The following is a 19,898-nucleotide window of genomic DNA, read 5'->3' on the forward strand; positions in this document are numbered from 1 at the left end:
AAGGAGTGGTTAGAATAAGACCATGGCAATCCGGCAAGCGACCACTCCACAACACGATGCAGGCACCGTCCTGGAGCGGAAAGAGCAAGCGCTCAAACCGCCCGCGATGTACAAGGTGCTGCTGCTCAACGACGACTACACCCCGATGGAATTCGTCGTGATGGTTCTTCAGCAGTATTTCAGCAAAGACCGGGAGACCGCCACACAGATCATGCTGACTGTGCATCGGGAAGGTAGGGGCGTGTGCGGTATCTACACACGGGATATCGCCGCGACGAAAGTGGAATTAGTGTCAACCCATGCACGGCAAGCGGGGCATCCGCTGCAGTGCGTGATGGAGGAAGCATGATCGCGCAAGAACTGGAAGTCAGCCTGCACATGGCGTTTGTCGAAGCCCGGCAGGCTCGCCACGAATTCATTACGGTGGAGCATCTGCTGCTTGCGCTGCTGGACAACCCGACGGCCGCGGAGGTGCTGCGCGCCTGCGCCGCCAACATCGAAGACCTTCGCACGCATCTGAAGAACTTCATCGCCGACAACACGCCTGTGGTGCCCGGCACGGACGAGGTGGACACGCAACCCACGCTGGGTTTCCAGCGCGTGATCCAGCGCGCCATCATGCACGTGCAATCCACGTCTAACGGCAAGAAGGAGGTGACGGGCGCGAACGTGCTGGTCGCCATCTTCGGCGAGAAGGATTCGCACGCGGTGTACTACCTCCAGCAACAGGGCGTGACCCGGCTGGACGTCGTGAACTTCATCAGCCACGGAATTCGCAAGGACCAGGCTGAGCCCGCCAAGCAGGGCGAAGGCAACCCCGAGGGCGAAGGCGGCGACGGCAAGGAAAGCCCGCTTGAGCAGTTCACCCAGAACCTGAACGCGCTGGCCAAGGCCGGCAAGATCGATCCGCTGATCGGTCGCGAGCAGGAAGTCGAGCGCGTGGTGCAGGTGCTGTGCCGTCGGCGCAAGAACAACCCGCTGCTGGTGGGCGAGGCCGGTGTCGGCAAGACCGCCATCGCCGAAGGCCTGGCATGGCGCATCACCAAGGGTGAAGTGCCGGACATCCTCGCGAAGTCCGTCGTCTACTCGCTCGACATGGGCGCGCTGCTGGCCGGCACCAAGTACCGCGGTGACTTCGAACAGCGCCTGAAGGGCGTGCTGAAGTCGCTCAAGGACAACCCGAACGCAGTCCTGTTCATCGACGAGATCCATACGCTGATCGGCGCAGGCGCCGCTTCGGGCGGCACGCTGGACGCAAGCAACCTGCTCAAGCCGGCACTGTCCTCAGGCGCGCTCAAGTGCATCGGCGCGACGACGTTCACGGAATATCGCGGCATCTTCGAGAAAGACGCAGCGCTGTCCCGCCGCTTCCAGAAGATCGACGTGGTGGAGCCGACAGTTGACCAGACCGTGCAGATTTTGCGTGGCCTGAAGTCGCGCTTTGAAGAGCACCACGGCGTGAAGTACGCGTCGTCGGCGCTCACGGCTGCGGCTGAATTGTCGGCACGCTTCATCACCGACCGCCATTTGCCGGACAAGGCGATCGACGTGATCGACGAAGCCGGTGCTGCGCAGCGCATCCTGCCGAAGTCGAAGCAGAAGAAGACGATCGGCAAGGGTGAGATCGAAGACATCGTCTCGCGCATCGCCCGCGTCCCGCCGCAAAGCGTGTCGCAGGACGATCGCAGCAAGCTGCAGACGCTGGAGCGCGATCTGAAGTCGGTGGTGTTCGGGCAGGACCCGGCCATCGATGCGCTCGCTTCGGCCATCAAGATGTCGCGTGCTGGCCTGGGCAAGACGGACAAGCCGATCGGCTCGTTCCTGTTCAGCGGCCCGACGGGCGTGGGCAAGACCGAAGTTGCCAAGCAGCTCGCGTTCATCCTGGGCATCGAGCTGATCCGCTTTGACATGTCGGAGTACATGGAGCGCCATGCGGTGAGCCGGTTGATCGGCGCGCCTCCGGGCTACGTGGGCTTCGATCAGGGCGGTCTGCTGACGGAAGCCGTGACCAAGAAGCCGCACTGCGTGCTGCTGCTGGACGAGATCGAGAAGGCACACCCGGACATCTTCAACATCCTCCTGCAGGTGATGGACCACGGCGCGCTGACGGACAACAACGGCCGCAAGGCGGATTTCCGCAACGTGATCATCATCATGACGACCAATGCGGGCGCCGAGACGATGAACAAGGCAACGATCGGTTTCACCACGACGCGCGAACAGGGCGACGAGATGGCCGACATCAAGCGCATGTTCACGCCGGAGTTCCGCAACCGTCTGGATGCGACCATCAGCTTCCGCTCGCTCGATGAGGAAATCATCATGCGCGTGGTCGACAAGTTCCTCATGCAGCTGGAAGAGCAACTGCACGAGAAGAAGGTGGACGCCATCTTCACCGAGAAGCTGCGGCGCTTCCTCGCGAAGAAGGGCTTCGACCCGCTGATGGGTGCGCGCCCGATGCAACGGTTGATTCAAGACTTGATCCGCAAGGCGCTGGCCGACGAACTGCTGTTCGGCAAGTTGACCAATGGAGGCAAGGTGGTCGTGGACCTGGACGATGCGGATGCAGTGAAGCTGGAATTCTCCGAGAACGAAGCGCCGCCAGCACCTGCCCAGGAAGAAGCGGAAGCTTGACGAGTTTGTCGCACCAAAGAAAAGGCCCGGAATCTCCGGGCCTTTTTGTTATGCGCGGGCGATGTTGTCAGTGGCGCCCGGTGCTGCCGAAACCACCCGCGCCGCGCTCGCTTTCTGCAAAGTCATCGACGATGTTCAGTTCGGCTTGCACCACCGGCACGATCACCAATTGCGCGAGGCGCTCCATCGGATTGAGCACGAACGCCGTGCTGCCGCGATTCCACGTGCTGACCATGAGCTGGCCCTGGTAGTCCGAATCGATCAGACCGACCAGGTTGCCGAGCACGATGCCGTGCTTATGGCCCATGCCGGAACGCGGCAGGATCAGCGCGGCATAACCCGGGTCAGCCAGATGGATGGCCATGCCGGTCGGGACCAGATGCGTGGTGCCGGGCTCGATGGTGAGCGGGGCGTCGATGCAGGCGCGCAGGTCCAGCCCGGCGCTGCCGGTGGTGGCGTACTGCGGAAGCTGTTCGTGCAGGCGGGCGTCGAGGATCTTGACGTCGAGTTTCATGCGGGGCAGGCCGAAGAGGTTACAGAAGCCGGAGATGGTAGCGCAAACGCCTCGGCCAACAGCTCATACGAGCGCAGGCGCGCCTTGTAGCTTGGTGCGACGGTCAGCACGATCAGTTCATCGGCGACGAAGCGCTCCTTGAGCGCGTGCATCTGCTCGGCCACGGAGTCAGGCGTGCCGATGATGCTGCGCGGCCGCTCGCGCATGACGATGGCCTGGTCGCGCTCGGTGTAGACGTGGGCTTCCCCTTGCTCGACGGTCGGGATCGGGCCGTTCGCGCCAAGTGCCATCTGCACGCGGCGCAGATCGACGGCGGCTTCATAGCGGCGCGCTTCCGCCTCGGTATCAGCCGCGATCACGAAGACGGCGGCGGCGCTATACGGGCGTGCGTCGTAGCCGGGCTCGAAATCCGTACGGTACTGCTGGGCGACGATGTGCCCGACGTGTGGGTTGATGAAGTGCGCGAACGCGAAACGGATACCCAGGCGCGCGGCCAGCGCACCGCCAAAATCGCTTGAGCCGAGCATCCACAGCTCGGGTTTGGTATCGATCTCGGGTTGCAGGAGGACGCCGTAGGCCGGGTGGTCCGGCGGCAGCGTACCTGTCAGGTGCCAGATCAGTTCCTGCACCTGCTGCGGGAAGATGTCGCCGCGGTTGTAGTCGCCCATGGCCACGGCCTGCGCGGTGCGCATGTCGCCGCCGGGTGCGCGGCCGACGCCCAGGTCGATGCGGTTGGGGAACAGCGCCTCCAGCAGGCGGAACTGCTCGGCTAGCTTGAAGGGGCTGTAGTAGGGCAGCATCACGCCGCCGGAGCCCACACGCAGGTGCTTCGTGGCGCTGGCCACACGGGCGATCATCACCTCCGGCGCGGGGTTGCTGACACCGCGCAGGCCGTGGTGCTCGGCACACCAGTAGCGCGTGTAGCCGAGCGAATCCGTGAGTTGTGCCAGATCGACCGTCGCGGCGATGGCATCGCGTGCGCTGTGACCGTAGATGACCGGGCTTTGGTCCAGGACGGACAGGCGGATCGGCGCGGCACTCATGATCGTGCCCCATGCACGCGGTCGGCGATGGCGGCGACGATCTGGCGCGCGAGCGTCAGCTTGTCGGCGCGCGGCAGGCGCGTGATGCCCTTGGCATCGAAGAGTGCGACTTCGTTGTCGTCGCGGCCGAAGGTCTGATGACCGAGATTGCCGACCAGCAGGGGAATGCCCTTTTTCTGGCGCTTGGCCTCGCCGAACTCTTCCAGCCGCTCCGTTTCAGCCGCGAAGCCGACGCAGAACGGCGCATTCGCGCGGCGCGCCACAGCGGCGAGGATGTCCGGGTTCTGCGTGAACGTAAGTACGGGTACGTCGGAGTCGTTCTGCTTCTTGAGCTTCTGTTCCGCGGCTTGTGCCACGCGCCAGTCGGCCACCGCCGCAACTGCGATGAAGATATCGTTCTTGGCAGCATCCAGCTCGTGCATGACGGCGTCGTGCATCTGCTGGGCGGTTTGCACATCAATGCGCAGCACGCCTGCGGGCGTGTCCTGATGGCACGGTCCGGCAACCAGCGTGACTTCCGCGCCGGCCTGCGCTGCCGCACGTGCCAAGGCAAAGCCCATCTTGCCGCTGGACAGGTTCGTGATGCCGCGCACGGGGTCGATCGGCTCGAAAGTCGGGCCTGCGGTGAGCAGAAGGCGGTGACCGCGCAGCAGCTTGGGCTGGAAGAAGCCGATGAGCTGCTCGACGATGTCTTCCGGCTCCAGCATGCGGCCGTCGCCAACTTCGCCGCAGGCTTGGTCGCCGGCGTCGGGGCCGAGCAGGGTGACGTCATCCGCGCGCAACTGCGCGGCGTTACGCTGCGTGGCGGGCGCCGCCCACATCTGACGGTTCATCGCGGGCGCCACGAGCAGCGGGCAATCGCGCGCGATGCACAGCGTGGAGAGCAGATCGTCGGCCATGCCGTGCGCGAGCTTGGCCAGAAAGTCGGTGGAGGCCGGCGCGATGATGATGGCATCTGCCTCGCGCGAGAGGTCGATGTGCGGCATGTTGTTGCCGATGCGGCCGTCCCACTGTGACGTGAAGACCGGTCGCCCCGAAAGCGCCTGCATCGTCACCGGCGTGATGAAGTGCGCGGCGGCCTCGGTCATCACCACCTGCACGGTCGCCCCGGCCTTGGTCAACAGCCGCACCAGCTCGGCCGACTTGTAGCACGCGATGCCGCCGGTCAGGCCGAGCACGAAATGTTTGCCTTGCAGTTCCATAACAACCCGCTTGGGAATCCGATTGACGCAATATGCGCGGGCAGGATACAACCCGGTGCCCGGGCTTCCTGCTGAACAGTGGCGATGATACCGGCTTGCCCCGCGGTGCGTTTGGCACCCGGTTTTTCCTCAAAAGCGCATTCTCGATATGGTTTTCGGTCGTTCAGCAGTTCGCAATGTCCTCGCCTGGATTGGCGGTTGCGCCATCGTTGCGGCGGTGATCTGCGCTGTGCTCGTGTGCGGGGCTAAGGCATGGCTGCGTGACGAGCCGAAGCTGGCGCACGCAGACGTGATCGTTGTACTGGGTGGCGAATCGGGCCAACGCGTGATCGGCGCCGCGGAGCTGTACCACGCAGGCGTGGCACCCCGCGTGTTCGTCAGCGGCCAGGGCGATTGCCTTCTCATCGAGCGCCGCCTTGTGATGGCCGGCGTGCCGGCAGAGCGCATCGGCCACGAATGTGTGTCCGGCAGCACGATGGAAAATGCGCGGATGACGCGCGAGACGCTAACGGGCCAGCAGGTGCAAAGGGCAATGCTGGTCACGAGCTGGTATCACACGGGCCGGGCGCTGGCGGTGTTCCGCAAGGTGTGGCCGGAAGTCACATGGAGCGCGCAGGGCGTATTCCCGGGCGACACGCTGGCCAAGTCGGTGCCAGTGTACGAATCCGGGTCGATTCTTGCGGAGTACGTCAAACGGGCGTGGTACGCCGTGCGCTACTGACGCTGAGGGATCATTCAGCCGGCATGGGCCGCGCATTGGCGGCCAAGTCGGCGAGCGAGGGCACGAAGCGGATCGTGTCGCGCTGGTTCGATTCACGAACCCAGTCGCGTAGCGCACCGCTGGCGTGCAGGTGCGCAGAAATGTCACCCACCACGGCAAGCTTCAGGCGGTAGTTGGTGATCTTTTGAGCGATGCCGCCAGCCAGGCCCGTGCGCAGCGCAAAGAACGCGGCATCAAGGCGGCTGACGGGCACGGCAACCATCGACGCACCATGCCCCAGCGCCTCGCCGATCAGGTGGTCCAGCGCATCCTGTTCGCTGGCGATGGGCGGGCCGGCCTCGTCGAGGCACAGCACCGCTTCACCATTCCACTGCCGGAGTTCTGGCACCGCAGCGTCAGCGACGCACGCGGCGCAGTTCGTCGACGATCAGCAGCACTGCACCGATGGTGATGCCGCAATCGGCCACGTTGAAGGCCGGCCAGTGGTAGTTGTGCAGGTAGAAGTCGAGGAAGTCCACCACATGACCGTAGATGACGCGGTCGATCACGTTGCCCAGCGCGCCACCCAGAATGAGCGCCAGCGCAAAGCAGAACAGCTTTTGCCCGCTGTGCCGCTTGAGCAGCCACACGATGAACAGCGCCGCCGCCACGCCCAGGCCCGTGAAGAACCAGCGCTGCCAGCCGCCGGCCGCGGCCAGGAACGAAAACGCCGCGCCCTTGTTATAGGCCAGCACGAGGTTGAAGAACCCGGTGACCGGGCGCGACTCGCCGTAGGTAAAGGTCTTGAGGATGGCGACCTTGGTCAACTGGTCCAGCAGGATCCAGATGACCGCCAGGCCGAGCCAGGGGCCCACGCCATGACCGCCGCCGCTCTTCTTCAACCCGATCGATTTGCTCTTACCGCCGTTACGGGCCGCCCGAGTTGTCGCCATTACGCAGCGCTCCGTTGTTCGCCGGCACCGAACAGGTTGTCGGTGCAACGCTTGCAGAGGGTCGGGTGGGCCGCGTCGTGGCCGACATCGGCGCGGTAGTGCCAGCAGCGCTCGCACTTGGCGTGCGTGGACGGCACCACGGTGATGAGCAGATCGCCGCCTTCCGGCGCACGCTCCAACTTGGCCGCAGATGTGATCAGCACGAAGCGCAGGTCGTCGCCGAGGCTGGCCAGCGCGTCATGCACCGACTCACCCGCCGCCACCGTCACTTCCGCCTGCAGCGACGAGCCGATCTTGCCGTCGATGCGCAGCGCTTCCAGTTGCTTGGTCACTTCGCCGCGCACGTTGCGGATGGCGGCCCACTTCTCCAGCAGCGCGCTGGCGCCTTGCGGCACCGGGGCGTTGTAGTACGTGCTGGTGAAGATGGTGTCGGTGTGCTCCGTGCCGTGCGCAAATACCTGCCACGCCTCTTCGGCCGTGAACGACAGGAACGGCGCCATCCAGTGCAGCATTGCCTGGGTGATGTGGTACAGCGCGTTCTGTGCCGAGCGGCGCGCCACGGAATCGGGCGCCGTCGTGTACAGGCGGTCCTTCAGCACATCGAGGTAGAAGCCGCCCAGGTCTTCCGAGCAGAACGTCTGCAGCTTGGCGACCACCGGGTGGAATTCGTACACGTCGTAGTGCGACAGCACTTCTTTCTGCAGCGCATCCGTCAGCGCCACGGCGTAGCGGTCGATCTCGAGCCATTGCTCGGTCGGCAGCGCGTGCTTGGCGTGGTCGTAGTCCGTCAGGTTGGCGAGCAGGAAGCGCAGCGTATTGCGGATGCGGCGATAGCCTTCCACCACGCGCTTCAGGATTTCATCCGAGATGGCCAGTTCGCCCGAATAGTCGGTCGAGGCCACCCACAGGCGGATGATCTCGGCGCCCATCTTGTTGGCGATTTCCTGCGGCGCGATCGTGTTACCGATCGACTTGGACATCTTGCGGCCTTCGCCGTCCACCGTGAAGCCGTGCGTGAGCAGGCCCTTGTACGGTGGCTTGCCGTACAGCATCGAAGCCGTCAGCAGCGACGAGTGGAACCAGCCGCGGTGCTGGTCGGAACCTTCCAGATACAGATCAGCCAGGCGACCGTCCGGCAGATCGGCCGAAGCGTCGTACAGATCCGCGGCGTGCGAGCCGCGGATGACGTGCCAGTGCGTCGTGCCCGAGTCGAACCACACGTCGAGCGTGTCGCGGTTCTTTTCGTACATGTCGGCTTCATCGCCGAGCAGCTCGCGCGGGTCGAGCGTCTGCCAGGCTTCGATGCCGCTCTTTTCGATGCGCTGAGCGACTTGTTCCAGCAGCTCAGGCGTGCGCGGGTGCAGTGCGCCGGTTTCCTTGTGCACAAAGAAGGCCATCGGCACACCCCATTGGCGCTGGCGCGAGAGCGTCCAGTCCGGGCGGTTGGCGATCATGTTGTGCAGGCGCTGCTTGCCCCACGATGGGTAGAACGCCGTCGCGTCGATGCCCGCGAGCGCGGTCTCGCGCAGCGTGGCGTTGCCGTCGTTGGGCTGCACGTCCATCCCCGCGAACCACTGCGACGTGGCGCGATAGATGATCGGCGTCTTGTGGCGCCAGCAGTGCATGTAGCTGTGCGGGTGCTTATGCGCGTCGAACAGGTTGCCGGACTCGCGCAGCACCTCGACAATCTTCGGATTGGCGTCCCAGATCATCTGGCCGCCAAACAGCGGCAGCGTCGATGCATACACGCCGTTGCCCATCACCGGGTTGATGATCTCCGAATCGGGCATGCCGTGCGACTTGCACGACTGGAAGTCTTCCACGCCATACGCAGGCGCGGAGTGGACGATGCCGGTACCGGTGTCGATGGTCACGTAGTCGCCTAGGTAGACGGGCGAGGTGCGGTCGTAGCCCGCGTCCATCTTGGCGAGCGGGTGGTGGAAGCGCGCGCCCGAGAGCGCCGCGCCTTCGCACGTAGCCAGCACGGTGCCTTCAAGCTTCCAGCTTTGCAGGCACGCCTCGACGCGCTCCTTGGCAACGATCAGCAGCCCACGCGGCGTGTCGACCAGCGCGTATTCGATTTCCGGGTGCAGGTTCAGCGCCTGGTTGGACGGGATCGTCCACGGCGTGGTGGTCCAGATCACGATCCAGCCCGGCTTGGCCTTGAGCACGTCAACACCCACGTGGAAGGCACTGGCCAGTGCGTCGATATCGGCAAACGGGAAACCGACATCGATCGACAGGTCGGTACGGTCCGCGTATTCGACTTCGGCTTCAGCCAATGCCGAGCCGCAGTCGAAGCACCAGTTGACGGGCTTCAGGCCGCGGAAGACGTAGCCCTTCTCCAGGATCTTGCCCAGCGCCCGCACTTCATCCGCTTCGTTGCGGAAGTTCATCGTCAGGTACGGATCGGCCCAGTCGCCCAGTACGCCCAGGCGCTCGAAGTCTGCCTTCTGGCGCGCAATCTGGCCGGTGGCGTATGCACGCGCCTTCTCTTGCACTTCCTGGACGGGCAGGCCCTTGCCGAACTGCTTTTCGATCTGGATCTCGATCGGCATGCCGTGGCAATCCCAGCCCGGCACATAGACAGCGTCCAGGCCGGTGAGGCCGCGCGCCTTGATCACCATGTCCTTGAGGATTTTGTTGACCGCGTGGCCGATGTGCAGATCACCGTTGGCATACGGCGGGCCGTCATGCAGGATGAACTTCTTCGCGCCCTTGCGCGCGGCGCGGATCTTCTTGTAGAGCTGCTTGTCCTGCCATTGCTTCACCCACTGCGGCTCGCGCTTGGGCAGGTCGCCGCGCATGGGGAACGGGGTGTCCAGCAGGTTGACCGGGTACTTGCTCTTCTCCGGCGTGGGCTTCTTGGAATCGGACATGGTGTGATGTGGGGCAGATTCGGGCAGATCGGATCGGTGCAGGCGCGGCTGACAGTGCAGGGCGCGCGTGCGCAGCGAGTGGCTTCTGGGCGGCGAACGGGTCGGCCGCCTACTGAATTCGGTCGGTGGCGGAGGTGGCGAAGTCGCGCCGAAGCGTTGGCGACTCGCCGGCTGGCGGAATCGGCAGGCCGAAGAACTGCCGCGCGTGTACGCAGTCCTGCGCGATCGCGTCCTTGAGGGCATCGAGCGAATCGTAACGGGCCTCGTCGCGGAGCTTTTTCATGAATTCCACGCGCACCAGCTTGCCGTAGACGCTGGCGTGATAATCAAAGATATGCACTTCAAGCAGCACGCGGCCTGAGTCGTCCACGGTCGGCCGCACGCCAATGCTGGCGACGGCCGGCAGCGGTTTTTCGGCCAGCCCGTGCACCTGCACGACAAAGATGCCGGCCACTGCCGGCTTGCGATGCGAGATGCGCAAATTCAGCGTTGGGAAGCCCAGCGAGCGGCCGAGCTTTTGCCCGTGCACCACGTGTCCGCTGATGGCATAACCGTGCCCGAGCAGGCGGCGGGCGTGTTCCAGGTCACCGGCGGCCAGCGCCTCGCGCACGGCCGAGCTGGAAATGCGCACGCCGGACTCCGACACCGAGCCCATCTGCTCGACTTCGAAGCCAAACTGGGCACCGGCGGCCTGCAGATAGTTGAAATCGCCCGCCCGCTTGGCGCCGAAGCGGAAGTCATCGCCCACCAGCAGCCAGCGCGTGTGCAGGCCATCGACCAGAACATTGCGCACGAACTCGTCCGGCGTCTGCCCAGCGAAATGCGCGTTGAAATGCTCCACGACCACGCGGTCGACGCCCTGGCGGCGCAGGCTTTCCAGCTTGTCGCGCAGCAGCGCAATGCGGGTGGGCGCGCGGTCCGGCATGAAGAATTCGCGCGGATGCGGCTCGAATGTCATCACCGTGAGCGGCAATCCGCGTGCGTCGGCCGCCGCGCGTGCGCGGGCCAGCAAAGACTGGTGCCCGCGGTGCACGCCGTCGAAGTTGCCGATGGTCAACGCGCAGGGCGCGCGACTTTCGGCGTTGGGCAAGCCGCGAAAGACTTTCACGAGAAGCGTCGGTGGTCGAGGAAAGGAGAAGTGCGCTTTCGTGCCGGATTGGCGTGACAGCCGCCAAAATCCAGCAAAACGCACATTATATAAGGGATTGCCCCATCCCCGGCGCGCACGCGGATGGGTGTCGGGGTGTTGCACAATCGTCCGAACGGTGCGCCCGCGCGGCGCATGCTTGCGGCACAATCCGGTATCCAGTTTCTTTCCCACATCCCCTTGAACGCTTCGTTGCGCCTTTTTTTTGCCAAGTTCGGGCTTGCCAGCCGTGCGCCGCTTGAACTGGACGCCCGAGCGAAGCTGCTCGCCGCCGTGCATCGCGGGGCTCCCATGGGGATTGCGGCCTCGGTCGTACTGCCCGCCTTGACGGTAGCGGCGTTCTGGGACGCCTCCAACCGCCCGGTGCTGCTGGGCTGGTGCCTGATCATGCTGTGCCTGACGGCGTCAGGTCTGCGCTTCTATTTTGGCTATCGCTACGACCTAAGCCGCATGACGCTGGCCGCGCACACCCGCAAGTGGTGGACGGGCATGCACGTTATGTCAGCGGTGGGCGGGGTGGCGTGGGGCTGTTCGGCGGGGCTGTATCTGATGTCGCCGTCGCTCGAGTTCAGCAGCCTGCTGATGATCGTGATCATCGGTGTGGCGGCGGCGGCGGTGTTGTCGCAGGCGCCGGTGCCGTCCAGCCTGCTGATCCTCGGGACGGGCATCCTGGCGCCGCACTTTGTGCTGGCCGAGCAGGCGTTTCCGGGGCACGGGCTGTATTTGCGGGGCGTGCTGCTGTTCTTTGCGGCGCTGCTGACGCGGCATGCGGTGAATATCCACAACACGCTGGTGCGCGAAATCCAGCTTGAGAACGAGAGCCGCCAGCTCGCGCGCCGCTATCAGGATGAGAAGCAGCGCGCGTTGTCGGCATCGGAAGAAAAATCGCGCTTCCTGGCTGCAGCCAGCCACGACTTGCGTCAGCCGGTGCATGCGATCGTGCTCCTGGTGGAGGCGCTGCGGGCGCGCAACCAGTCGGAATCCTTGGCGCCGCTGGTGGAGCAACTGGCCTCGGGCGCCGCGACCATCGATCTGCTGTTCCGTTCGCTGCTGGACCTGTCCAAGCTGGAGAGCCGTAAGACCTCGCCGACGCTGGAGCCGGTGGATCTGGGCGAGGTCATCACCGAAGTGGTCCAGCAGTTCATGCCGGATGCGCGCGCCAAGGGTCTGGCGCTCACGGCGCGCATTCCGCCGCTGCCGGTGTTCGGGATGGCCGAGCCGGTGTTGCTGCGCCGGGCGCTGTTCAATCTGCTGCAGAACGCGTTGCGCTACACCGAGCGCGGCGGCGTGATGGTGGCACTGCGCGTGCGTCAGAAGCATCTGCGGATCGAGGTCTGGGATACGGGCATCGGCGTAGCGCCAGAGCACCAGAAAGACATCTTCTCGACGTACTACCAAGTCGAAAACCCCGAGCGCGATCCGAGCCAAGGTTTGGGTTTGGGCCTGTCGATCTACAAGGAATGTGTGCGTCTGTTGCGCGGGACGTTTGGCGTGCGCTCGGTGCCGGGGCGCGGCTCGATGTTCTGGATGGCGCTTCGGCCGGTGCCCGCCGAGATCAAGGCGCCGCTGGCCACACAGCCGCGCGCCGAGCAAAAGCGTGCAGTGCTCGACCAGCCGCGATTCTCCGGCGTAGTGCTGGTCGTGGACGACGACCAGCAAATCCGGAAGGCGTGGCACGCGCTGCTCGAAGCGTGGGGCGTGGAAGTCCACAGTGCCGCCGATGGCCGTTCCGCAGAGCAACTGCTCGCGCGCGGTATCCGTCCGCAGATCATCTTCTGCGACCTGCGCCTGCCCGGCGAGGAAGACGGCCTGCAACTGCTCGAACGCTGGCAGGTCAGCCACCCCGATGCCCACGCCGTGCTGCTGACTGGCGATCGCAACTCCGCCGCCCTGGCGCGCGCCGAAGAGGCCGGCTATCTGCTGCTGGCCAAACCGATGGACCCGAACATGCTGCGCGTGCTGCTCAAGCGCTGGCTGCGCGGCCGCTCAGCCGAGCCGCAGGTCGCTTACTGACGGTAATGTGAAACGGCGCCGTCGATGGCGCCGCCGGAATGATCAGATCAGGTGCGCAGATCAGGCCGCGCCCGTCAGGCGAAAGCGTTCCATGCGCGAGATGATCTGGATGCGCGTGCGCACGCCCAGCCGCTGGAGAATCGCCGAGACGTGTTCTTTGACGGTGTTTTCCGTCAGGCCCAACTGGCGTGCGATCGACTTGTTGGGCAGGCCTTCGAGCAGCAGCGCCAGCACCGAGCCCTGACGCGGCGTCAGCCCCAGTTCCGCCGGCGTGATGGGGATGCCATGCGAGGCGCCACCTTTGCCGTTGATGCCCCCCATATCGTCTTCCGACGGGAACGACGCATCGCCGCCAAAAATACCGGCCACTGCCTTGGAGAATGCATGGGCATCGGCGTGCTTGCCGATGAAGCCGATGGCGCCCAGCGCTTGGGCCTTGGCGACGATTTCCGGCGTGTTTTCCGCCGACATGAAGGCAAAGCGCGCTTCCGGCAGCTTGCCGCGCAGTTCGCGCATGGCGTCGAAACCCGTGCAATCAGACAGCCACACATCCAGCAGCACGACGTCCGGTCGGACGCCTTCTTCAATCAGCGCCAGCGCTTGGCGCCGGCCAATAGCCGCGTGCACCTGAACTTCAGGCAAGGCGTGCGCAAGAAACGTGGTCGTGCCAGATAAGGCGAGAGGGTGGTCGTCGACCACCAGCAGGCTACGCAGCGAGCTCGTCATTCTTATTCCCCGGTGAGGGCAATGCCCTCTTGTTGTTGTACGCGTGTCGACCCGGCGCGGGCGATGGCCGACAAGCCGGGTGTCTCACCCTGTGCCGATCGACCGTCACGGTATTGCCCGCACGATGTTGCAGCGCAGGATGAACAGGCGTTTGATACGCGTCGGATCACCGCTGGCAGCCCACCCGACCCCTCGGGAGCGCGGACAATTATGGTGCTGAGATTATCAGAGCGCGCCAAAGCGCGCCAACGGTTGCCCCTTCCTTTTGCTGGCGCGACAGGGTTTTTGTCGGCACGCGTCGGCAAAATGCCACGGTGGCTGCAAAAGCGCCCGCGGCATGGCTGCGCAGGCGTCACACCCGATTTTCTCGGGGAACTCCGGCGCACTTGATAAAATGCCGCGATGAAAAACATCGTCATTCTCATTTCCGGACGCGGTTCCAATATGGAAGCCATTGTCCGCGCCTGTCAGGCCGAAGGTTGGTCGGGACGCATTGCCGCCGTCATTTCTAATCGGCCCGATGCGGCAGGACTTAAATTTGCCGCGTCGCACGGCATTGCCACCGCGGTGGTCGACCACAAGGCGTTCCCCGATCGCGACAGCTTCGACGCCGCCCTGGCGCAGGTGATCGACGGCTTTTCGCCGGATTTGGTGGTGCTGGCCGGCTTCATGCGCATCCTTACGCCGGGCTTTGTAAAGCGCTACGCCGGGCGCATGCTGAACATTCATCCGTCGCTGCTGCCGTGCTTCCCCGGCTTGCACACGCACGAGGCCGCGTTGGCCATGGGCGTGAAGGTGCATGGCGCGACGGTGCATTTCGTCACGGCCGACCTGGACCACGGCCCGATCGTGCTGCAGGCCATCATCGACGTGCGTCAGGACGACACGCCTGACTCGCTGGCCGGGCGGCTGCTGGCGCAAGAACACACGATCTATCCGCGTGCCGTACGCTGGTTCGTGGAAGGGCGGTTGTCGATCGAAGACGGTGTTGTGCGCGTTTCTCCGGATGAATCGCAGCTTGTCATTGGCATCAACGCCCGGGAGGCAGCATGAGTCAGGATCGTCAGCGTTCGCGCGGCAATGGAAATGGTGGGGCGGGCAACAAGCGTGCCGGTTCCGGTGGCGGCGGCTGGTATCGGGCGCCGCAGGGCAAGCCCGCGCCCCGTAGCGCCCCGCGTCCCCGCACGGGCGTGCATGGCAGCCATCTGGAACACCTGGATAAGGTGCTGGCGCGCCTGCTGCACTTTGCGGCGCCGGCCGACATGGTGGTCAGCCAGTACTTCCGCGAGCACCACGAACTTGGCCACCGCGAGCGCGGCATCATCGCTGAGGCAGCCTTTGCCGTGCTGCGCCGCAAGGTGGAGTTCGGTCAGTTTGCCGAGAGCGGCACTGGCCCGGCGCGTCGTCGCCTTGTGCTGCTTGGCTTGTTGCAGACCGCCGGGCGTGAGGCCATTGCCCCGTTCCTGAACCCGGCCGAAGCCGAATGGCTGGATCGCTGGGAAAACCGCGACCGTGCCGCGCTGGCAGCCCGCGTGCGTGCCAATCTGCCCGACTGGCTGTTCGACGCACTGGTTGCGCAGCACGGTGCGGATTTCACCGAGGCGCTGGCGCAAGCGTGGCTGACGCCCGCGCCGCTGGACTTGCGGGTGAACACGCTCAAGGGCGAGCGCGAAGCCGTGCTTGCAACACTGGCCGAAGCCGGTATTGAAGGTGCTGCGGCGCCGCTGTCGCCGGTGGGCATTCGCCTGGCGGGTAAGCCGGCGTTGAACAAGCTCGATATCTTCACCAACGGCACGGTCGAGGTTCAGGACGAGGGCAGTCAACTGCTCTGCCAATTGCTGGCACCCAAGCGCGGCGAGATGGTGGTCGATTTCTGTGCTGGCGCCGGTGGCAAGACCCTGGCGATCGGCGCGGCGATGCGCTCGACCGGGCGCCTGTATGCCTTCGATGTATCGGAAAAGCGCTTGTCGAACCTGGGCCCGCGCCTGGCGCGCAGCGGCCTGTCGAACGTGCATCCGGGCCGGATCGACAGCGAGCACGATGCCAAGGTCAAGCGGCTGGCGGGCAAGATCGATCGCGTGTTGGTCGACGCGCCGTGCAGCGGTCTGGGTACGTTACGCCGCAATCCGGACCTGAAGTGGCGCCAGTCCGCGCAGGCCGTGGAAGAAATGTCGGCCAAGCAGTTGTCGATCCTGACATCGGCGGCGCGGCTGCTGAAACCGGGCGGCCGCCTCGTTTACGCGACCTGCAGTGTGCTGGCGCGCGAGAACCAGCAGGTGGTCGAGCAGTTCCTGGCCGCGCATGAAGATTTCGTGCTCGTGCCCGCTGGTGAGGTGCTGGCCGCGCAGAAGATCGCCCTGGAAATGGGGCCCTACCTGGAGCTGTATCCGCACACGCATCAGACCGACGGCTTCTTCGCGGCTGTGCTGGAGCGCCGCGCATGATGCTGCGCCGCTTGGGTTGGCTGCTGGCCGCATGGCTGGTGTTTGCTGAAGGCGGCGTGGCGCTGGCCCGCAGCACACCGCCGGTGCAGCCGGCCAAGGGTACGGTGCAGGCTGCGTTCACGCCCGACGATGACATCGAAGGGTTGTTGGCCGATGCCATCGACCAGGCGCGCGAGCAGGTGCTGGTGCAGGCGTATCTGCTGTCGAACAAGGCGATTACGCGTGCGTTGCTGGCGGCGCATCAGCGCGGCGTGGATGTGCGCGTGCTGGCCGATCGCGAGCAGATGACGCGCTCCGGCGGCAGCCGCGTGCCCGAGGTGGCCAATGCGGGCATCCCCGTCTGGCTAGAGGTGCGCTACAAGAACGCGCACAACAAGGTCATCGTGATCGACCCGCGCGGCGCGCATCCGGTGCTGGTCACCGGTAGCTTCAACTTCACGCAGACCGCGCAGCGCGGCAATGCCGAGAACGTCCTGATCGTGCGCGGCGACGCCGATCTCGCCCAACGCTATGCCGCCAATTGGCAGAAGCATGTGGGCGATGCGTTGCCCTATCGGACCCAATAATGGGTCGCAATAACCGGTCACGCCAATGAACGGATTGCCGCTGAACCTGAACCACTTCGCGCTGGGCCACATGATCGACGACATCGTCTCCGATCTGGGTGGTCCGCGCTTTATCTGGCAACTGGGCGTGCTGGTGCTGGTGCTCGTTGCCGCGTGGCTGATTGCGCGGCCGATTGCGCGGCGCTTGCATACGGCCCATGTGAACGACACGTTCGCCCTGCGTTTTGCCTGGTCGAGCCTGGAGCGGGCGATGTTCCCGCTGATCGGCTGGCTGCTGGTGGTGGGCGCGCGCTATGCGCTGATCGGAACCATGCCGATCAGCGTGTTCCGCCTGGCTGCCGTGCCGCTGTTCGGCCTGACGATTCTCTATCTCGGCTTCTACGTGCTGCGCCGCGTGCTGTCGGCCAATGGTGAGTTGCACGGCATGCTCGTCGTCGCCGAGCGCGTGCTGACCACGCTGATGTGGATCGGCATGGTGCTCTACGTGCTGGGCGTGCTGGGCGATGTGGTGGATTACCTCGACGGCATTCGCTTTGCGCTGGGCGGCAAGCAGAAGGTGAGCCTCGCCGCCATGCTGATGGGCGTGGTGTGGATTCTTGTCACCGTGCTGGTGGCGATGTGGTTCGGCTCGTGGCTGGACAGCCGCATTACGCGCGCTTCTGCCATCGACGCCAACCTGAAGGTGGTGCTGTCGCGTGTGACCAAGGCGGTGCTGTTGCTGGTGTCGTTGCTGCTGAGCCTGTCGCTCGTGGGCATCGACCTGACGGTGCTGTCGGTGTTTGGCGGCGCGCTGGGTGTGGGCCTGGGCTTCGGCTTGCAGAAGATCGCCAGCAATTACGTCTCGGGCTTCATCATCCTGCTCGAACGCTCGCTCAAGCTCGGCGATCAGATTACGGTCAGCACATACACCGGCATCGTCACGCAGATCCGCACGCGCTACACCGTGGTGCGCAACGGCGATGGCGATACGCTGGTTCCGAACGAACTGATGGTCGCGCAAGCCGTGCAGAACCACAATGAGCGCGGCACCGTGCGCGTGGCAGTGCGCGTGCAGGCGTCGTATGCCGCCGATCCTGAAGCGGTGCTGTCGCTGCTGCTGCAATGCCCCGAGGGCATCTCGCGCATTCTGCCCGAGCCGGCGCCCGCCGCCTTCATGGCCCTGTTTGCAGACAGCGGCATCGAGTACGAACTTGGCGTGTGGATCGCGGATCCGCACAACGGCAAGCTGGGCGTCCAGTCCGATCTGAATCGCGCTATCTATCGCCGTTTCAAAGAGGCGGGCATCGACATTCCGTATCCGCAACGGGAAGTGCGTGTGCTCGGGCCGCTGGGGCCGCAGCAGGGCGCTTCAAGCACTTCGGGTGATGCAGCAGCCTCATCCAGCGCATCCGTGCCGACCTAACACATCTGTAGGCGGAACGGTGCCCACTTGTCTGAGGTCAAATCAGCGGGTTTCCCCCATGGAATGGAGGGGGTATTCGGTTAAAATGTTAAATGCTCCCACGAAGGATCAGACGGCCGGTCGCAAAAGCTTAGCACTTGCGACAATGCGCCGCGAACACCTTGTATTGCGCTGGGGCGGAGGTCATATGGGTAGCAGCCGCAAGCTCGCCGATGTGACGCGCAAGCCGGGTGCCAACACCCGAATCCCCGCCAACACGACCCCGTTGTCGTAACGCTACGACAGCGGATGGCCTTAAGAGGCAGCAACGTCCGGATCAGTTGATGGATAAAAAGCTGCTTTGATCACCGAGTTGACCACGGAGAACACTTTGATCGACTCCTTTCTGACTTTCCTTGCCAACGGCACCCTCGATTGGGCCTGGTGGCAGATCCTCATTTTCACGCTGGTGGTGACGCACATCACGATCGCCTGCGTCACGATTTTTCTGCACCGTTGCCAGGCGCACCGGGCGCTGGACGTGCATCCCATTGCCGGACACTTCTTCCGTTTCTGGCTGTGGCTGACCACCGGCATGGTCACCAAGGAATGGACCGCCATTCACCGCAAGCACCACGCCAAGTGCGAAACCGAAGACGATCCGCACAGCCCGCAGACCCGTGGCATCCGCAAGGTGCTGATGGAAGGTGCTGAGCTGTATCGCGCCGAGGCCAAGAACAAGGAAACGATCCAGAAGTTCGGCCACGGTACGCCGGACGATTGGGTTGAGAAGAACGTGTACTCGAAGTTCACGTGGCAGGGCGTCGGTTTGATGCTGATCCTGGACGTGCTGATGTTCGGCGCGCTAGGCCTGACGGTGTGGGCGGTGCAGATGCTGTGGATCCCGATCCACGCTGCCGGCATCATCAACGGCCTGGGCCACTTCTGGGGCTACCGCAACTTCGACTGCGAAGACGCTTCGACCAACGTGTCGCCGTGGGGCATCATCATCGGCGGCGAAGAGCTGCACAACAATCACCACACGTACGCTACGTCGGCTAAGTTTTCGGTCAAGTGGTACGAGTTCGACATCGGCTGGGGCTACATCCGCGCGCTCGAAATCGTCGGTTTGGCGAAGGTCAAGAAAGTGGCGCCAAAGGCGCGTTTTGGCGACGTGAAGCCGGTCGACCAGAACACGCTGGAAGCCATCATCGCGAACCGCTATGACGTGATGGCCCGCTACGCCAAGACTGTTAAGACGGCTTACCGCCAAGAGCTGGCCAAGTTGAAGGACTCGCGCGCTGTTGAGTATCGTGCGCTGAAGCCGGCCCGCAAGTGGTTCCACCGCGACGAAACCAAGCTGGGCGCGCCGCAGCGTGAGCAGCTCTCGCAAATCGTGTCGGACCATTCGGCGTTGCACACCTTCGTTGAAATGCGTCGCGAGCTTGGCGCGCTGTGGGGCCGTTCGAACGCCACGCGCGAGCAACTACTGCATCAACTGCAAGAGTGGTGCAAGCGCGCCGAGGAAAGCGGCATCCACGCGCTGCAGGAATTTGCTGTTCGCCTGCGCCGTTACGCCTGACTTTCTTGTCTCATAGGTGAAGCCCCGCTCCGCAGCGGGGCTTTTCTTTTGGGTAAACTGCCCCAACTCACATTTTTAACGGGCCGCGACAATGTATCGCGGTGCCAGTCCTCC

General features: G+C 64.4%; 17 protein-coding genes. 9 read left to right on the plus strand and 8 right to left on the minus strand.

Annotation, left to right across the window (positions count from 1 at the left end):
* The first annotated feature begins 22 nt into the window (after positions 1–22).
* A complete protein-coding gene (gene clpS / locus M1D44_RS02895) occupies positions 23–349 on the plus strand; it encodes an ATP-dependent Clp protease adapter ClpS (RefSeq protein WP_024974961.1) in 327 nt (108 codons plus the stop codon).
* Complete coding sequence (gene clpA / locus M1D44_RS02900; protein WP_024974962.1) at positions 346–2,634, plus strand: ATP-dependent Clp protease ATP-binding subunit ClpA; 2,289 nt, start codon at positions 346–348, stop codon at positions 2,632–2,634. Before clpS ends, clpA begins: the two co-directional genes overlap by 4 nt.
* Positions 2,635–2,701: 67 nt before the next feature.
* Here the strand turns inward: clpA and dut are convergent, their stop codons facing one another.
* From dut to coaBC, 3 genes are read right to left on the minus strand one after another with little or no spacing between them, the layout of a single operon-like run.
* Positions 2,702–3,148 carry a dUTP diphosphatase gene (gene dut / locus M1D44_RS02905; protein WP_024974963.1) on the minus strand — a complete coding sequence of 149 codons (447 nt, stop codon included), beginning with the start codon at positions 3,146–3,148 and terminating at the stop codon, positions 2,702–2,704.
* On the minus strand, positions 3,145–4,191 hold the full coding sequence (locus M1D44_RS02910) for an LLM class flavin-dependent oxidoreductase (RefSeq protein ID WP_316853098.1): 1,047 nt from the start codon (positions 4,189–4,191) through the stop codon (positions 3,145–3,147). The genes dut and M1D44_RS02910 overlap by 4 nt, the downstream gene beginning before the upstream one ends.
* Positions 4,188–5,393: a bifunctional phosphopantothenoylcysteine decarboxylase/phosphopantothenate--cysteine ligase CoaBC gene (coaBC, locus tag M1D44_RS02915; protein WP_316853099.1), complete on the minus strand. Its 1,206-nt coding sequence runs from the start codon at positions 5,391–5,393 to the stop codon at positions 4,188–4,190. Before coaBC ends, M1D44_RS02910 begins: the two co-directional genes overlap by 4 nt.
* Positions 5,394–5,541: 148 nt before the next feature.
* On the opposite strand from coaBC, the gene M1D44_RS02920 reads away from it, so the two are divergent.
* Positions 5,542–6,114 (plus strand): YdcF family protein, encoded by a 573-nt coding sequence (locus M1D44_RS02920; RefSeq protein WP_316853100.1) that lies wholly within the window; start codon positions 5,542–5,544, stop codon positions 6,112–6,114.
* 10 nt (positions 6,115–6,124) lie between these two features.
* On the opposite strand, the gene M1D44_RS02925 is transcribed toward M1D44_RS02920, so the two are convergent.
* The 4 genes from M1D44_RS02925 to M1D44_RS02940 form a co-directional block, all read right to left on the minus strand.
* Entirely contained in the window at positions 6,125–6,502 is a 378-nt protein-coding gene (locus M1D44_RS02925) for a DUF4180 domain-containing protein (RefSeq protein WP_316684131.1), read from the minus strand.
* A 7-nt stretch (positions 6,503–6,509) separates the two neighbouring features.
* Positions 6,510–7,046 (minus strand): signal peptidase II, encoded by a 537-nt coding sequence (gene lspA, locus M1D44_RS02930; protein ID WP_037031476.1) that lies wholly within the window; start codon positions 7,044–7,046, stop codon positions 6,510–6,512.
* Positions 7,046–9,925: an isoleucine--tRNA ligase gene (gene ileS / locus M1D44_RS02935; RefSeq protein ID WP_316853101.1), complete on the minus strand. Its 2,880-nt coding sequence runs from the start codon at positions 9,923–9,925 to the stop codon at positions 7,046–7,048. The genes lspA and ileS overlap by 1 nt, the downstream gene beginning before the upstream one ends.
* Positions 9,926–10,034: 109 nt before the next feature.
* On the minus strand, positions 10,035–11,033 hold the full coding sequence (locus M1D44_RS02940) for a bifunctional riboflavin kinase/FAD synthetase (RefSeq protein WP_024974970.1): 999 nt from the start codon (positions 11,031–11,033) through the stop codon (positions 10,035–10,037).
* Between the two features lie 219 nt (positions 11,034–11,252).
* Between M1D44_RS02940 and M1D44_RS02945 the strand changes: the two genes are divergently transcribed.
* A complete protein-coding gene (locus M1D44_RS02945) occupies positions 11,253–13,085 on the plus strand; it encodes an ATP-binding response regulator (protein WP_024974971.1) in 1,833 nt (610 codons plus the stop codon).
* Positions 13,086–13,145: 60 nt separating this feature from the next.
* Here M1D44_RS02945 and M1D44_RS02950 read toward each other — a convergent pair whose 3' ends face one another.
* On the minus strand, positions 13,146–13,811 hold the full coding sequence (locus M1D44_RS02950; protein ID WP_024974972.1) for a response regulator transcription factor: 666 nt from the start codon (positions 13,809–13,811) through the stop codon (positions 13,146–13,148).
* A 402-nt stretch (positions 13,812–14,213) separates the two neighbouring features.
* Between M1D44_RS02950 and purN the strand changes: the two genes are divergently transcribed.
* The 5 genes from purN to M1D44_RS02975 all read left to right on the plus strand — a co-directional run bounded on the left by purN (position 14,214) and on the right by M1D44_RS02975 (position 19,784).
* Entirely contained in the window at positions 14,214–14,864 is a 651-nt protein-coding gene (gene purN, locus M1D44_RS02955) for a phosphoribosylglycinamide formyltransferase (RefSeq protein WP_024974973.1), read from the plus strand.
* Positions 14,861–16,255, plus strand: coding sequence for an RsmB/NOP family class I SAM-dependent RNA methyltransferase (locus M1D44_RS02960; protein WP_316853102.1), 1,395 nt, complete (start codon positions 14,861–14,863; stop codon positions 16,253–16,255). The genes purN and M1D44_RS02960 overlap by 4 nt, the downstream gene beginning before the upstream one ends.
* The gene (locus M1D44_RS02965; RefSeq protein WP_024974975.1) at positions 16,252–16,821 is read left to right on the plus strand and encodes a phospholipase D family nuclease; all 570 of its coding nucleotides are present in this window, start codon (positions 16,252–16,254) and stop codon (positions 16,819–16,821) included. Before M1D44_RS02960 ends, M1D44_RS02965 begins: the two co-directional genes overlap by 4 nt.
* A gap of 25 nt (positions 16,822–16,846) precedes the next feature.
* Positions 16,847–18,223, plus strand: a complete 1,377-nt coding sequence (locus M1D44_RS02970; protein ID WP_024974976.1) for a mechanosensitive ion channel family protein — start codon at positions 16,847–16,849, stop codon at positions 18,221–18,223.
* 370 nt (positions 18,224–18,593) lie between these two features.
* Positions 18,594–19,784: a DesA family fatty acid desaturase gene (locus tag M1D44_RS02975; protein WP_024974977.1), complete on the plus strand. Its 1,191-nt coding sequence runs from the start codon at positions 18,594–18,596 to the stop codon at positions 19,782–19,784.
* The last annotated feature ends 114 nt before the right edge of the window (positions 19,785–19,898 follow it).

It is taken from the genome of Ralstonia sp. SA306, from assembly GCF_054792405.1.

Bases quoted from the DNA above. Each gene is read 5' to 3' on its own strand.
- M1D44_RS02970 (WP_024974976.1), top strand. From the start codon at position 16,847: ATGAACGGATTGCCGCTGAACCTGAACCACTTCGCGCTGGGCCACATG.
- M1D44_RS02960 (WP_316853102.1), top strand. From the start codon at position 14,861: ATGAGTCAGGATCGTCAGCGTTCGCGCGGCAATGGAAATGGTGGGGCG.
- clpA (WP_024974962.1), top strand. From the start codon at position 346: ATGATCGCGCAAGAACTGGAAGTCAGCCTGCACATGGCGTTTGTCGAA.
- lspA (WP_037031476.1), bottom strand. From the start codon at position 7,046: ATGGCGACAACTCGGGCGGCCCGTAACGGCGGTAAGAGCAAATCGATC.
- M1D44_RS02920 (WP_316853100.1), top strand. From the start codon at position 5,542: ATGGTTTTCGGTCGTTCAGCAGTTCGCAATGTCCTCGCCTGGATTGGC.
- clpS (WP_024974961.1), top strand. From the start codon at position 23: ATGGCAATCCGGCAAGCGACCACTCCACAACACGATGCAGGCACCGTC.
- purN (WP_024974973.1), top strand. From the start codon at position 14,214: ATGAAAAACATCGTCATTCTCATTTCCGGACGCGGTTCCAATATGGAA.
- M1D44_RS02910 (WP_316853098.1), bottom strand. From the start codon at position 4,191: ATGAGTGCCGCGCCGATCCGCCTGTCCGTCCTGGACCAAAGCCCGGTC.
- ileS (WP_316853101.1), bottom strand. From the start codon at position 9,925: ATGTCCGATTCCAAGAAGCCCACGCCGGAGAAGAGCAAGTACCCGGTC.
- dut (WP_024974963.1), bottom strand. From the start codon at position 3,148: ATGAAACTCGACGTCAAGATCCTCGACGCCCGCCTGCACGAACAGCTT.
- M1D44_RS02965 (WP_024974975.1), top strand. From the start codon at position 16,252: ATGATGCTGCGCCGCTTGGGTTGGCTGCTGGCCGCATGGCTGGTGTTT.
- M1D44_RS02950 (WP_024974972.1), bottom strand. From the start codon at position 13,811: ATGACGAGCTCGCTGCGTAGCCTGCTGGTGGTCGACGACCACCCTCTC.
- coaBC (WP_316853099.1), bottom strand. From the start codon at position 5,393: ATGGAACTGCAAGGCAAACATTTCGTGCTCGGCCTGACCGGCGGCATC.